Origin of the sequence: Pseudomonas sp. St290 (assembly GCF_018325805.1) — a bacterium.
Lineage (GTDB): Bacteria > Pseudomonadota > Gammaproteobacteria > Pseudomonadales > Pseudomonadaceae > Aquipseudomonas > Aquipseudomonas bijieensis.
The window spans coordinates 78026-92058 of the sequence record NZ_AP014703.1 but is presented as its reverse complement, the minus strand read 5'-3'; the positions used below and the strand labels follow the sequence as shown (position 1 = coordinate 92058).

Annotated in this window: 12 protein-coding genes; 5 read left to right on the top strand and 7 right to left on the bottom strand. The window is 57.2% G+C overall.

The features are described from left to right. Positions 1-229: 229 nt before the first annotated feature. The gene (locus tag PBDP_RS00410; protein WP_212801679.1) at positions 230-2422 is read right to left on the bottom strand and encodes a TonB-dependent receptor; all 2193 of its coding nucleotides are present in this window, start codon (positions 2420-2422) and stop codon (positions 230-232) included. A gap of 687 nt (positions 2423-3109) precedes the next feature. Between PBDP_RS00410 and PBDP_RS00405 the strand changes: the two genes are divergently transcribed. From PBDP_RS00405 to PBDP_RS00390, 4 genes are all read left to right on the top strand, one after another. After that, the gene (locus tag PBDP_RS00405) at positions 3110-3472 is read left to right on the top strand and encodes a DUF6124 family protein (RefSeq protein ID WP_212801678.1); all 363 of its coding nucleotides are present in this window, start codon (positions 3110-3112) and stop codon (positions 3470-3472) included. 164 nt (positions 3473-3636) lie between these two features. Further along, positions 3637-4200, top strand: a complete 564-nt coding sequence (ybiA, locus tag PBDP_RS00400; RefSeq protein WP_212801677.1) for a riboflavin biosynthesis intermediates N-glycosidase — start codon at positions 3637-3639, stop codon at positions 4198-4200. A gap of 141 nt (positions 4201-4341) precedes the next feature. Next, a complete protein-coding gene (locus PBDP_RS00395) occupies positions 4342-5037 on the top strand; it encodes a DUF1963 domain-containing protein (RefSeq protein ID WP_212801676.1) in 696 nt (231 codons plus the stop codon). A 344-nt stretch (positions 5038-5381) separates the two neighbouring features. Next, on the top strand, positions 5382-6041 hold the full coding sequence (locus tag PBDP_RS00390) for a HEAT repeat domain-containing protein (protein WP_212801675.1): 660 nt from the start codon (positions 5382-5384) through the stop codon (positions 6039-6041). A gap of 579 nt (positions 6042-6620) precedes the next feature. Here the strand turns inward: PBDP_RS00390 and PBDP_RS00385 are convergent. The 6 genes from PBDP_RS00385 to def form a co-directional block, all read right to left on the bottom strand. Continuing rightward, positions 6621-7562 (bottom strand): lipid II-degrading bacteriocin, encoded by a 942-nt coding sequence (locus PBDP_RS00385; RefSeq protein WP_212801674.1) that lies wholly within the window; start codon positions 7560-7562, stop codon positions 6621-6623. Between the two features lie 542 nt (positions 7563-8104). Beyond that, complete coding sequence (locus PBDP_RS00380; protein ID WP_116833843.1) at positions 8105-8416, bottom strand: tetratricopeptide repeat protein; 312 nt, start codon at positions 8414-8416, stop codon at positions 8105-8107. 177 nt (positions 8417-8593) lie between these two features. After that, positions 8594-9967: a Trk system potassium transporter TrkA gene (trkA, locus tag PBDP_RS00375; RefSeq protein WP_134922227.1), complete on the bottom strand. Its 1374-nt coding sequence runs from the start codon at positions 9965-9967 to the stop codon at positions 8594-8596. A 25-nt stretch (positions 9968-9992) separates the two neighbouring features. Next, complete coding sequence (gene rsmB, locus PBDP_RS00370) at positions 9993-11303, bottom strand: 16S rRNA (cytosine(967)-C(5))-methyltransferase RsmB (protein ID WP_212801673.1); 1311 nt, start codon at positions 11301-11303, stop codon at positions 9993-9995. Beyond that, positions 11300-12259, bottom strand: a complete 960-nt coding sequence (gene fmt, locus PBDP_RS00365) for a methionyl-tRNA formyltransferase (RefSeq protein WP_212801672.1) — start codon at positions 12257-12259, stop codon at positions 11300-11302. Before fmt ends, rsmB begins: the two co-directional genes overlap by 4 nt. 71 nt (positions 12260-12330) lie before the next feature. Beyond that, the gene (gene def, locus PBDP_RS00360; RefSeq protein ID WP_003196300.1) at positions 12331-12837 is read right to left on the bottom strand and encodes a peptide deformylase; all 507 of its coding nucleotides are present in this window, start codon (positions 12835-12837) and stop codon (positions 12331-12333) included. Positions 12838-13006: 169 nt separating this feature from the next. On the opposite strand from def, the gene PBDP_RS00355 reads away from it, so the two are divergent. Continuing rightward, positions 13007-14032: a LysM peptidoglycan-binding domain-containing protein gene (locus PBDP_RS00355; protein WP_212801671.1), complete on the top strand. Its 1026-nt coding sequence runs from the start codon at positions 13007-13009 to the stop codon at positions 14030-14032. The last annotated feature ends 1 nt before the right edge of the window (position 14033 follow it).

The following is a 14033-nucleotide window of genomic DNA, read 5'->3' as shown; positions in this document are numbered from 1 at the left end:
CACCCCTCTCCTACAGCCCCCGCCTACAACGCCCATCTAGCTACGCATCCTTGCGCCTTTACCTACAACTACGCCAGAATCCGCCCGCTTGTGCGCCTTGTCCCTGGGTTTTATTGTCTTCCTGCCACTGCCCATCAGTGGTCGGGTTTAGTAGCCCGGAGAAAAGAGGACAGATTTATTACCAGCAAATAAATCTGTCCCCTTTTCACTTAATAAATCCCCTTTTTACTTAGAAATCGATAGTCCCCGAGAACTTCACCAAGCGCGGATCACCCTGCGAAAGGTAGCCGCCGTTTGCCGAGGCCCAGTAGTTCTTATCGGTAATGTTTTCCACGTTGACGCGCAACGTCAGGTCTTTCTCCACGAATTTCATTTTGTAACGTGCGCCGGCGTCGAAACGGTTCCAGGTCGGCAAGCTCAGGTTGTTAGCCTGATCAGCGTACTGCCCGCCAGTACGCAACATCCTTGCGCTGAGCGCGGCACCTTCGATACCCGGAACGTCCCAATCTACGCTGGCATTGAGCTGAAACGTTGGCACGCCAATGGCGTGATTGCCATCGTTGAGCCCGCCAGCGGTTTTTTTCAGCTCAGACGTCATGCGGGTGCCGCCGGCCATCAACCGGAGGCCTTCGATGGGTTCGCCGAAAACGCTGAGCTCCAGCCCCTTGTTGACCTGCTCACCATCACGCACATAGAGGCTCTGCGCGTTGTCGACGTAACCATCGGAAGGTTTCTCGATGCGGAAAACCCCCAGGTTGGCACCGAAGGTTTGCAGGTCCAACTTGATGCCCGCTTCCAACTGTTTTGTGCGGCCAGGGGGAAAGGCTTGGCCCAGGTTCGTGATGCCGGTACCGGACGCCACGGGCCCTTTTGCAAGGCCTTCGATTCGGTTGGCATAGAGCGACACGCTCTCCACAGGCTTGTAGACGATGCCATAAACAGGCGTGGTAATGGCTTCATCGTAGAGCGCGCTACGGCTGCCATCGTTTGCTGGATTGGCTACACCGTTTGAAGTAGTGCCATCGTACTTATAGTTCTCGACACGCAACTGCTGACGACGGACACCATAAGTGACCAGCAACTTGTCATCGAACAAGCCCAGCGTGTCGGAAATCGCCAAACTACGGTTACGGGTTTTGCCGGTCACCCCGGGATCCCCCATTTCACCGCCCGTGCTGGACACCGCCGTCGGCTTAGGCAGCTTGGGGGTGTCGTAGATATTGCTGTTCCCGGTCACGGAACGATAGAACGTGTAGGCGTTTTCCTGCTCGGTCCAGATCGTCGAGCCACCAATCGCAACCTGGTGGGAAACAGGGCCCGTGTTAAAGCGCCCGTTCAACCCGCCACTGAACGATGTGTTGTCTTCATTGTGAGGAATTTCCGAGCCACCGATCGTCGCTACGCCGTTATTGCCGACCAGTGTCGGCGTGGCGTATACCCCGGTTTCTCGGGTGTGCTTTGCACCACCGGCAAGGTATGCGGTCCAGTTTTCGTTCAGATCCCAATCGCCACGAACCATGCCGAAAGTGTCTTCCGTTTCGGAGTAAGTCCAGTCCTGCCCATAATTGTGGCTGGCGTGCGGAGCCGTGGGAATGCGGGTGGCGTTGCCGATATTCACGGAATTACGCAGCCCATTGATACGCTGTTTCTGATACCCGAAATCGGTGGAAACGCGGAAGTCATCACCTTGATAGTCCAGGCCCGCAACGAACAACTTTGTGCGCTGATCCTGGTCGTCGATCGCTGTTTCACCTTCCCGCTGGCTCAGATTCAACCTGGCGCCAAAGCGGTTATCCTCGCCAAATCGCTGCCCGATATCCAAATGCTCGCCAATGCGGCCATCGGTGCTGATGTCCTGGGTATAACGACGCGTCGGCACATCCTCTGCGCGTTTAGGCTGCAAGTTGACGCCGCCCCCAAGACCCGAGCCCGTCGGACTGACACCGTTGATAAACGCGTTGGGGCCTTTGAACACCTCGACACGCTCGATAGCATCCGTCGACAGAATCTGACGCGGTAAGACGCCATACAGCCCGTTGTATGAAATGTCGTCGCTGTTAAGCGGCAAGCCTCGAATCACAAACACTTGGGATTGGTTACCAAACCCATAGGATTGACGCACCGACGGATCATTGAGAAGCACGTCACCTACGTCTTCAGCTTGTTGATCTTCAATCAACTGCGAGGTGTAACTCGTCATCACGAACGGGACATCCATGTTGTCCTGATTCCCCAGCACCCCCATCTGGCCTCCCCTCGCCACCTGACCTCCCGCATAGGGCGTTGGTAGCGTGTTGGAGTTGGGTTTGATCGCACTGGCAGTAACGTCGGTCGCTCCCAATTCAATAGGTTCTGCCGCCTGGGCAAGAAAACTGACTGAGCAGCACGCAGCCAGCAACGTAAGGCGAGATGGAAATAGCATGGAGTGAGTACCTGCGGGGAAACGGGAAACCAATGCAGGTAATGCTAATGATTCGCAGATAGATTATCTATAACGAATGGCACGCTGCCATAAAAGATTTGGAAAGCGGTTTAGTCAGCCCCCGTGGCGAGGGAGCTTGCTCCCGCTCGGCTGCGCAGCAGACGCAAAACCGGACGATGCGGTTTGCCTGAAGAAATGCAGGGGCCTGCTGCGCATGCCAGCGGGAGCAAGCTCCCTCGCCACAGGGGACTTGTGTCGAGCCGAACACCGAGCCCTGTGGGAGCGAGCCTGCTCGCGATGAAATCGCCCCAGCTCCAGAGCCGAACACCCCACCCATATCACCAAAAACCCTCCCTCCTACAGCCCCCACCTACACCCCTCTATCAAGCTACGCATCCTTGCGCCTTTGCCTACAACTACGCCAGAATCCGCCCGCTTGTGCGCCTTGTCCCTGGGTTCTATTGTCTTCCTGCCACTGCCCATCAGTGGTCGGGTTTAGTAGCCCGGTTTACGTCTCGGTGCACGAGTCTCATCAGTCAGGCGTTGCCTGTTCTCGATGGTGGCTGTGCGCATGGCACCTTCGGGTGCGCCGGGTTTGACGTAATCACCGGTCTACTAACTTGCGCACAGCCGCCACCCTTTCGTTTAGTAGCGAGAGGGTTGCGGCCTAATTGAGAGATTACGTCAATGTTCAAAACGACCCCGAATCCGCCAGAGGCAGATTCCACTTCTACATCCGCAAAATCGAAAGCCAAACAGCAAGACGAAACCACCAAACGCGTGCTTGATCACTACTTGCTACCAAAATCGGATAAATCCCAAGACGACCCCAAACCGGGACAGCTATACACCGTCGTGAAAGGTCTCGATAACGAATGCTTGCTCGCCAACCTCAGCGAAACCCTGGCTTCGGCGGATGCCATGGTGAGTGATCTGGCGTTTGATCTGGAGGGATCGAGGCGTCATGTGGCGCAGGGGATTCAGCAGTTGATTGAGCTGAGTTCGTTGCTGGCGAACCGGGTATTGGATAACGTGGAGCCGCGGCAATAGGATTTAATTCCTCAACGAAAAAACCCGACGTTTTGCGTCGGGTTTTGTTTACGAAGAGTTGCGCGTATGCATCAATCTGTGGACGTTCGACCTACCAAGCTTCGTGGTTGTCTTGGTCAGCACAGTAGCTGTAACTTCGATCTTCAGTTAACGAGGAAATCTCATTGAACGACTCTGAACATCTGAAAGAACTGTGCGCACGTTTCAACTCTGGAGAACATCTGAGCTTTACGTTTTTCTGGGGGCACCAGCGCAGCAAAACTGTCGTCACGGCGTCGTGCTTCAGCCAATGGTTCGAGGCTGGCTTCATTGTCGAGGGGCAACATTACCCGACGGCCGAACACTTCATGATGGCCGAGAAAGCGGCCTTGTTCGACGATCAGGAAATTCGTGCGCAGGTGCTCCAAGCCCCTACTCCTAATGCCGCCAAAGCACTTGGCCGCAACGTGCGCGGATTCAATGATAAGGTTTGGCTGCAACACCGATACGACATTGTCGTTCGAGCGAACCAGGCCAAGTTCTCTCAGAATCCACAGTTGAACGAATATCTTCTACAAACCGGTTCGCGCGTTATTGTCGAAGCCAGCCCGGTTGATAACATCTGGGGTATAGGGCTCGCACAGGACAACGCAGATGCGAACAATCCGAATCTGTGGAAAGGCTTGAATCTGCTGGGATTTGCACTGATGCAGGTGCGGGACGGGGCTAGTACGCCAGCCCCAAGGTAGTGCCCTGACCTTACTCACGAAAAACGCAAAAAACCTTGGCGAACACAGAGAGCGCACAGAGGGGACAGATTTATTTTCCAGCAAATAAATCTGCCCCCTTTTCAGTATTAATCCTGTAGTAAAAAGGAGGTTTACATCGCCATGGATATCCAGGAAATCAAGCAACGCCTGGCCCGCCCCGCCGTGAAGCTCGTTGCCGGCGGCTTTCGTCCTGCCGGCACCGATGAAGAAAGCTGGCTGGGCAATGTATTCCTGTTCCGACCGGATGAAGAGGTGCCCACTAATCAGGCGGGGCAACAGTTGCTCCCCTATGCGCAGTTTTACCTGCCCGCCCTGCCTATCAATAGCCCTCTGCTAGCAGGGGTTCGTGTGCTGACGGTGTTCATTTCAAACCCGTTCCCCGAGCACTTTGAGCCGATGGGGGATAATTGGGTTATCCGCGAGTACGGGTCGGATGATGTGTTGGTGCGCAAGTCTCTGTCGGTGGCAGGTACGTTCCTCAAACCCTTCCCACTGACAGCGCAAGCGGTGCCGGAGGACTTTCCATTGTGGGATGGCGGTGGTGTCCCGGAGGACCTTGAGCAAGCAATCCTCACGCTGGAACGCGCGGGCAAGATCCAAAGCTATTACGACTTGGTCACCCACACCTACGAACACAAGATCGGCGGTTACCCCTCGTTCTGCCAGTCGGGTGTTGATCCGGGTGAAGGCTTCGAGTTTGTGTTCCAGATCTCATCGGACTCGAAGATCAATCTGAACGTGGTCGACAGTGGGAGCCTGATGTTCTGGAAGCACAATGAAACTGGAGAGTGGGCGCTTTATTACGACTTTTACTAGGCGTCGGGGGGCGGATTTATTTTCAGGTTCAATCAGCCCCTTTCTTCCCTACACCAACCTCCTCAAACCGCCGCCGCTTCATGAACAACCCCATCCCATCGCCAAAGCAAAGACCGATAGCAACCCCAGATCAAACCCAAACAAGCGGATCTGGCTTGCAGCAACGCAGCCGACCGCACCCGAGCACCGAAACCAGGGCGGCAAGGTTGGCAATCTTGGTGCACTGTGTATATAAATCCATCCCCTTTTCGCGCTAATTCTCCGTGACGCTTCCAGTGCTAATGGCCGATAGTTGTGGGTCAAGTTCAGACGGATTGGACGACTTTTTGAGACGGGATCATGTGATGACAGAGCAGGTTGCATCAACGGCACCAGACTGTACCTCTTTGCCCACGGAACTGGTCGATCTGATTCACCGAATGGCCATGGTAGAGAAGGGCGTATCCTCCGACGATTCGGTGTCGTGGCACGCGCACCGTGAAGCAGAGAAGCTGACTGATGTATCGGTCATCGCCGGGCTGAAGGCATTCATGGAAACGTCTGATTCAAAGGACATTCGCCGGGCGATTTATTTCGTCCTCGGGGCGCTGGGTCATAATATGAAAAATGAGCATTGTAGCGAAGTGCTCTTGCGTCAGGTAACAGCGGTTCAAGACAAATACGAGCTGGCGGCGTTGTTGGACAGCATCGCGAAAGTACCTATGTTGCCCGGTGCATCGCTGGAACCTATATTTCATTTGTTGACGGACAAACGATGGCTGGTTCGCCATTCAGCTATCGGAGCATTAGTCAATTCATATGGCGACGTAGTGGAAGATCATCTTCTTGCCCACCTTGCTTTGACAGAAGACCCGTTCGACAAGATCTATTGCCATGCAACCTTAAATAAGATCGGCACTGCACGATCAATCCCCCTGCTCACTGAGGGATTGAAATCGCGCAAGCGTGACGTCAAGGCATCGGCCAGGGCAGCGATTGACGCCATCCAGGCACGTAACAAATGATCAATTGATTACAGCGACGTTCGCTATCACGTTCTTCCTGTTTAGCTACGGTGAAATGCCTTTACGTACTCGTCCTCGTTGCGACACGCTGCCATGTATCTTGGCCAACTCTTAGCAATTAGGGCCGGCACTGATAACATCATAAAGTTGTAACTGGTAATAAATATACAAACAGAAAGCCGTAAGAAACGTCAAAAAAGTTGGCAAATGGTTGGGGTGCGACCAGTAGATAATGTTATCCAGCAATAGAACTGCCGTCACGATCGTGGCGAGGACGCTTGCGGTTTTTGTAAGAAAGGTGCGGGGCATGTTGTTTGATTTTCTTAACCGATAAGGTCGCTGTAGGACTAGCAGGAGCAGTGATATGAACAGAGTGCCAATAATTGCTGCGAATGGAATGGCGATAGTGTCATGTTCGACTGCATACAAGTTATTCTCGTAGTTAGAGTATAAATTGTAGCCACCGATTATTGGAGTAGCTGAGAGACTTGCCAAATAAAAAAACAACGAATGCCTTATCTTCATGTTTTTGTCCTTGCGCCATGACAACAGTGCTACCCGATGCCATGGCACTACTGTTTAGAAGTTAGGAGTCTGAAAGCCTTTTCCTATCAAGTGGATTTTATGCTCGCCCGAAATATTTATTTCGTACCCAGTTCCCGGTAGGGCTCTGCCAGCCGTAGTTAGTTGCTCAAGCGCGAGCGGTCTATCGCTTTTATCGAAGTCATAAAAGTCGTGGTAGGCTTTGACTGTTCCCAGGAACTGCCAAGATGTATCTCGGCTGCGAATGAAATCACCCTCAACATGGAGCGTGATTCGCCCAAGGTAAGCACCACTGATGAGACTGTCTTTACCAGTATCGTAAGCCACCTTTGGGTCCACCAGATGATACGTACCCGGTGATTTAGTGCTCTCGATAGTCTGTTTCAATAATGAGAGCTTGTGTTCTCTTATTTGTAAACCAATAGTATTGATATCGACCTCAAGCTTCTCTCCCTTCCCCCATAAATAGTGCGCCAATGCTTTAACCGGGCTGAATGTACCTCCAGATAACTTTGGTGTTTCCAGTTTGAATGTTGTACTGCGGGCGTATTTTGAGTGGGCGATGGCTATAATAGCTTCCCTCGACGTAAAACCGCTTCTCTCAAGCGCGTCAGCCAAACTAAAGCAAATAGCTTTATTTTTGAAGAAAACGTCATTTATGCGCCAATAAGGAGCTACCCAACCGCGTTCCCGCTCGACAATCTGCCATATATCTTTTATTGCGCCATAAGCGTTTTTATGATTTATAGCCTTGTCGAGAATTTTGAGATTGAAAGTGAAGTCGTCCAGCCCGGTTTGAGTTTTTACAAGATCAGTTATGTAAAAATCATCATCTTCTGTTAGTACATCTGGCTGAGGCGGTGGAAATATATAAGTACCATCAATGATGATACCGTCCGTGGACCAATATCCTCCTAAAGAGCCGCGCCACGTACCATTTACCTGAGTCGGGGGTAAGTCAATTCCGTTCTGCTTCATGAGCTCAAGTCCTTTTGATCGAAAAGTTAGATGCGCTGTGGCCAGAACTGCTTGTCTGGATTTCTAATGAAGCACGGAGAGATAGGAGGCTCAATACCTCAATGACAACTTAGGAGATGGACTACAGGGCTTTCGGAATAAGGGGACGAATTTATTTCTGGTATTAGATACGTTCCCTTTTCTCGTTCAGCTAATCTGCTCAAACCGCCGCCTTTTCAGGAACAACCCCACCCCCAAGGGCAATGATCATTTGGGTAATTCGGACGTGTGCGTCTCCAGTCAAGTCTTGATGACCAGGGTCGAGAGGGTACGTTGGGGACCCATGTTGGAGCGGTGAATGTTTGTCAGTTAAGCGGCCAGACAAACCGCGTGGCTGTTTGGGGCTGCTGCGCAGCCCAGCGGGGATGAATCCCCTCGCCACAGGGGTTTGTGTGTTGGCTGGTTGGCGGGCTGGGATTCGGGGCGTGGTGGGCTTTTTTATGAGCGCTGCGCACTCAAGCGGGAGCAAGCTCTCTCGCCACAAAAAGCTGTTTTGTGTGAATTCAGGGATGACGATCCAGCTTCTTCAGAAACACGGTCATTTCCTTTTCAGCCTGTTTGTCGCCGTGGGCGCGGGCCGCTTCGAGGCCTTGTTCCCAGGCTTGGCGGGCTGCTGCGGCATCGCCTTGGCCTTGGTGGGCTTTGCCCAGCAGCTTCCAAGCCGCCGAATACTTGGGGTCGAATTCGACGCAGCGTTGGAAATGTTCGGCTGCCCGGGCGAATTCGCCGAGGTCCAGGTAGCCCTTGCCCAAGCCGAAGCGCAGCAGTGAGTTATCCACACCCTTGGCGAGCATTTTTTCCAGGGAGTCGAGCATGGAGAAGGTCCTCTGGGGTTGTGTCAGTGATTGATCTGTCGAGTGTTAGATAGCTATCGCGAGCAGGCTCGCTCCCACAGAGGATCGCCATTGCTCACAAATACTGTGAACACCTCCCCCCCTTGTGGGAGCGAGCCTGCTCGCGATGAGGCCCTTCCTGTCACTGCATACTTTGGATCAGAAGAAACTCAACCCCACATGGAACAGCTTCTCCACATCACGAATGTGCTTTTTGTCCACCAGGAACAGGATGACATGGTCGCCGGTCTGGATCATGGTGTCGTCATGGGCGATCAGCACTTCTTCGTCGCGGATGATTGCGCCGATGGTGGTGCCGGGTGGCAGGCCGATGTCGCGGATGGCTTTGCCGATGACTTTGCTGGACTTGGCGTCGCCGTGGGCAATCGCCTCGATGGCTTCGGCGGCGCCGCGGCGCAGGGAGTGCACGCTGACGATGTCGCCGCGGCGTACGTGGGCGAGCAAGGTGCCGATGGTTGCCAGTTGCGGGCTGATGGCGATGTCGATGTCGCCGCCCTGGATCAGGTCGACGTAGGCCGGGTTGTTGATGATGGTCATGACCTTCTTCGCCCCCAGGCGCTTGGCCAATAGCGACGACATGATGTTGGCTTCGTCGTCGTTGGTCAGGGCCAGGAAGATGTCGGCGTCGGCGATGTTTTCTTCCAGCAGCAGGTCGCGGTCCGAGGCACTGCCTTGCAATACCACGGTGCTGTCGAGGGTGTCCGAGAGGTAGCGGCAGCGGGCCGGATTCATCTCGATGATCTTGACCTGATAGCGGCTTTCGATGGCTTCGGCCAGGCGTTCGCCGATCTGCCCGCCGCCGGCGATGACGATGCGTTTGTAGTTCTCGTCCAGGCGACGCATTTCGCTCATGACCGCGCGAATGTTCGCCTTGGCGGCGATGAAGAACACTTCGTCGTCGGCTTCGATCACCGTGTCGCCCTGGGGCAGGATCGGTCGGTCACGACGGAAGATCGCCGCGACCCGGGTCTCGACATTCGGCATGTGCTCGCGCAACTGGCGCAGCTGCTGACCCACCAGCGGCCCGCCGTAGTAGGCCTTGACCGCCACCAGTTGCGCCTTGCCTTCGGCGAAGTCGATCACCTGCAAGGCGCCCGGGTGTTGGATCAGGCGCTTGATGTAGTTGGTCACCACCTGCTCGGGGCTGATCAGCACGTCTACCGGGATCGCTTCGTTGTCGAACAGGTCGGCGCGGGTCAGGTAGGCCGCTTCGCGCACCCGGGCGATTTTGGTCGGGGTGTGGAACAACGTATGGGCCACCTGGCAGGCGACCATGTTGGTTTCGTCGCTGTTGGTCACGGCCACGAGCATGTCGGCATCGTCGGCGCCGGCCTGGCGCAGCACTGTCGGCAACGAACCCCGGCCTTGTACGGTACGGATGTCGAGGCGGTCGCCGAGGTCGCGCAGGCGTTCGCCGTCGGTGTCGACCACGGTGATGTCGTTGGCCTCGCTGGCCAGGTGTTCCGCCAGCGAACCACCGACCTGCCCTGCGCCGAGGATGATGATTTTCATCCACTCACTCCCTATCGAATCGGTTTTAACCGCGTGCGGCGGCGATCTTGATCAGCTTGGCGTAGTAGAACCCGTCATGCCCACCTTCCTGGGCCAGCAACTGGCGGCCATGGGGCTGCTTGAGGCCGGCCTGGCTGGCGATGTCCAGCTCCCGGGCGCCCGGGGTGCGGGCGAGGAAGGCTTCGATCACTTCGGTGTTCTCGGTCGGCAAGGTCGAACAGGTGGCGTAGAGCAGCATGCCGCCCACTTCCAGGGTCAACCACAGGGCGTCGAGCAGTTCGCCCTGCAACACGGCCAGTGCGGCGATGTCGTCCGGCTGGCGGGTCAGCTTGATGTCCGGATGGCGGCGGATCACACCGGTGGCCGAGCATGGCGCGTCGAGGAGGATGCGCTGGAACGGCTTGCCATCCCACCAGGTTGCAGTGTCGCGACCGTCGGCGGCGATCAGTTCGGCCTCCAGGCCCAGGCGTTCGAGGTTTTCCTTCACCCGCACTAAACGCTTGGCTTCCAGGTCCACCGCCACCACGCCGGCCAGCTTCGGCTCGACCTCGAGAATGTGACAAGTCTTGCCCCCCGGTGCGCAGCAGGCGTCCAGCACCCGTTGGCCGGGCGCCAGTTCCAGCAGGTCGGCGGCCAGTTGGGCGGCTTCGTCCTGGACGCTGATCCAGCCCTCGGCGAAACCCGGCAGTGCGCGCACATCGCCGGGGGTTTCCAGCACGATACCGTCGCGGCTGTACCGGCACGGGATGGCCGGGATACCCGCCTCGCCCAGCAACGCCAGGTAGGCATCGCGGCTATGGTGGCGACGGTTGACCCGCAGGATCATCGGCGGATGGGCGTTGTTGGCCGCACAGATGGCTTCCCATTGCTCGGGCCAGAACGCTTTCAGGGATTTCTGCAACCAGCGCGGGTGGGCGGTGCGCACCACCGGATCGCGTTCCAGTTCGGCCAGCAGGGTTTCGCTTTCTCGCTGGGCGCGGCGCAACACGGCATTGAGCAGGGCCTTGGCCCAGGGCTTTTTCAGCTTGTCGGCGCAGCCCACGGTTTCGCCGATGGCGGCGTGGGCGGGGACGCGGGTGTAGAGCAATTGATAGAGCCCTACAAGCAGCAAGGCTTCGACATCGGCATCGGCAGCCTTGAACGGCTTCTGCAACAGCTTGGCCGCCAGGGCCGACAAGCGCGGCTGCCAGCGGGCGGTGCCGAACGCCAGGTCCTGGGTGAAACCACGATCACGGTCTTCCACCTTGTCCAGTTGGGTCGGCAGGGAACTGTTGAGTGAGGCTTTGCCGTTGAGGACGGCAGCCAGTGCCTTGGCGGCGGCCAGACGCGGGTTCATGAGGCGTCCGTCGCTTGGCCCAGCACGGTGCCGACGGCAAATTTCTCACGGCGGCTGTTGAACAAATCGCTGAAGTTCAGCGCCTTGCCCCCGGGCAGTTGCAGGCGTGTCAGGCACAACGCCTGCTCACCGCAGGCCACCACCAGACCGTCCTTGCTGGCACTGAGGATTTCACCCGGTGTGCCCTTGCCTTCGGTGCGGCTGGCGGCCAGCACTTTCAGGGCCTCGCCGTTCAAGGTGCTGTGGCAGATCGGCCAGGGGTTGAAGGCCCTTACCAGGCGCTCCAGCTCGATGGCCGGGCGGCTCCAGTCGATGCGGGCCTCGTCCTTGTTCAGTTTGTGCGCGTAGGTGGCGAGGCGGTCATCCTGCACTTCGCCTTCCAGCGTGCCGGCGGCCAGGCCGGCAATGGCGTGGACCACGGCCGGCGGGCCGATCAGCGCGAGGCGGTCGTGCAGGCTGCCGCCGGTGTCTTCGGCGCTGATGGGGGTGCTGACCTTGAGCAGCATCGGCCCGGTGTCCAGGCCGGCCTCCATGCGCATCACCGTGACGCCGCTCATCGCGTCGCCGGCTTCCACGGCGCGCTGGATCGGCGCCGCACCGCGCCAGCGTGGCAGCAGCGAGGCGTGGCTGTTGATGCAACCCAGGCGCGGGATGTCCAGCACCACTTGCGGCAGGATCAGGCCGTAGGCGACCACCACCATCAAATCCGGCTTCAGCGCCGCCAGTTCGGCCTGGGCTTGGGCATCACGCAGGGTCGGCGGCTGCAACACCAGGAGGCCATTCTCCAGGGCCAGCTGCTTGACCGGGCTGGGCATCAGTTTTTGCCCGCGACCGGCCGGGCGATCCGGCTGGGTGTAGACCGCGACGATTTCGTGGGGGCTGGCCAGCAGGGCCTTGAGGTGTTCGGCGGCAAATTCGGGAGTGCCGGCAAAGACGATGCGCAGTGGCTCAGTCATGGGAAGCTCTCAGTTACAAAGCAGTCGCAAAAAGAAAAAGGCTTGCCGCGGCAAGCCTTTGAAGGAGGGCATCAAGCATTCTGGCGATGAAGTTTTTCCAGTTTTTTCTTGATCCGGTCACGCTTGAGGGTGGACAGGTAATCGACGAACAACTTGCCGTTGAGATGGTCACACTCGTGCTGGATGCACACCGCCAGCAGGCCTTCGGCGATCAGTTCGTAAGGTTGACCGTCGCGATCCAGGGCCTTGATCTTGACCTTCTGTGGGCGGTCGACGTTTTCGTAGAAGCCCGGCACCGAGAGGCAGCCTTCCTGGTATTGGTCCATCTCGTCGGTCAGGGTTTCGAACTCGGGGTTGATGAACACCCGCGGCTCGCTGCGGTCTTCGGAAAGGTCCATCACGACGATACGCTTGTGCACGTTGACCTGGGTCGCGGCAAGGCCGATGCCTGGCGCCTCATACATTGTTTCAAACATGTCGTCGACCAACTGACGCACTTCGTCGTCCACTACGGCCACCGGTTTGGCGATAGTGCGCAGGCGCGGGTCCGGAAATTCGAGAATGTTCAAAATGGCCATAAGCTTGATAAATGCACGTGTGAGGTAAAGTCGGGTGGCTGGCCTGGCGTGTCTTGGGATGCAGGCTACCGTTGTAAAACGTTGCTCTTGTGAAGAATAGCGCCTCACGGAGCGAGCCACGGGGGCTCTGGCGTTTTACGCGAACGCACATAATAAAGGGATTCACCGCATGAGGAAATCACTACTCGCCCTGCTGCTCCTGGCCTCGGCCGGTATCGCGCACGGGCAAGTGCAACTTCGGGAAGGTTTTCCCCAGCAATACACGGTGGTGACGGGGGACACACTCTGGGACATTTCCGGCAAATACCTGCGCGAGCCGTGGAAATGGCCGGAGCTCTGGCAGGCCAACCCGCAAATCGAAAACCCCAACCTGATCTATCCCGGCGATACCCTGTCGCTGGTCTACGTCAACGGCCAGCCGCGCCTGACCCTCAATCGCGGCGCCTCGCGCGGCACGATCAAGCTGTCGCCGCGCATTCGCAGCTCGCCGGTGGCCGATGCCATCCCGAGCATCCCGTTGCAAGCCATCAACAGTTTTTTGCTGAGCAATCGCATCGTCGACACGCCTGAGGAGTTCAACAAGGCGCCATATATCGTCGCCGGCAATGCCGAACGGGTCCTCAGCGGCATGGGGGATCGGGTCTTTGCCCGTGGCTCGTTCGATGCGGGCCAGTCGGCCTACGGCATCTTCCGCCAGGGCAAGGTCTACACCGACCCCGAGACCAAGGAATTCTTGGGCATCAACGCCGACGACATCGGCGGCGGCGAGGTGGTCGCTACCGAAGGCGACGTCACCACCCTGGCCCTGCAACGCACCACTCAGGAAGTGCGCCTGGGTGATCGCCTGTTCAGCGGCGAAGAGCGCTCGATCAATTCGACGTTCATGCCCAGCGCGCCGAAGTCGGACATCAGCGGGTTGATCCTGGACGTGCCCCGGGGCGTGACCCAGATCGGCGCGCTGGACGTGGTTACCCTGAACAAGGGCCGCCGTGACGGTCTGACCGAAGGCAATGTGCTGGCGGTGATGAAGACCGGTGAAACCGTACGCGACCGCATCACCGGCGAGTCGGTGAAAATCCCCGATGAGCGGGCTGGCCTGCTGATGGTGTTCCGCACCTACGACAAGCTCAGCTACGGCCTGGTGCTGTACGCCTCGCGCTCGTTGGCAGTGCTCGACAAGGTCCGTAATCCATAAC

Bases quoted from the DNA above. Each gene is read 5' to 3' on its own strand.
- PBDP_RS00395 (WP_212801676.1), top strand. From the start codon at position 4,342: ATGGATATCCAGGAAATCAAGCAACGCCTGGCCCGCCCCGCCGTGAAG.
- PBDP_RS00380 (WP_116833843.1), bottom strand. From the start codon at position 8,416: ATGCTCGACTCCCTGGAAAAAATGCTCGCCAAGGGTGTGGATAACTCA.
- def (WP_003196300.1), bottom strand. From the start codon at position 12,837: ATGGCCATTTTGAACATTCTCGAATTTCCGGACCCGCGCCTGCGCACT.
- PBDP_RS00410 (WP_212801679.1), bottom strand. From the start codon at position 2,422: ATGCTATTTCCATCTCGCCTTACGTTGCTGGCTGCGTGCTGCTCAGTC.
- PBDP_RS00385 (WP_212801674.1), bottom strand. From the start codon at position 7,562: ATGAAGCAGAACGGAATTGACTTACCCCCGACTCAGGTAAATGGTACG.
- PBDP_RS00355 (WP_212801671.1), top strand. From the start codon at position 13,007: ATGAGGAAATCACTACTCGCCCTGCTGCTCCTGGCCTCGGCCGGTATC.
- PBDP_RS00390 (WP_212801675.1), top strand. From the start codon at position 5,382: ATGACAGAGCAGGTTGCATCAACGGCACCAGACTGTACCTCTTTGCCC.
- PBDP_RS00405 (WP_212801678.1), top strand. From the start codon at position 3,110: ATGTTCAAAACGACCCCGAATCCGCCAGAGGCAGATTCCACTTCTACA.
- fmt (WP_212801672.1), bottom strand. From the start codon at position 12,259: ATGACTGAGCCACTGCGCATCGTCTTTGCCGGCACTCCCGAATTTGCC.
- rsmB (WP_212801673.1), bottom strand. From the start codon at position 11,303: ATGAACCCGCGTCTGGCCGCCGCCAAGGCACTGGCTGCCGTCCTCAAC.
- trkA (WP_134922227.1), bottom strand. From the start codon at position 9,967: ATGAAAATCATCATCCTCGGCGCAGGGCAGGTCGGTGGTTCGCTGGCG.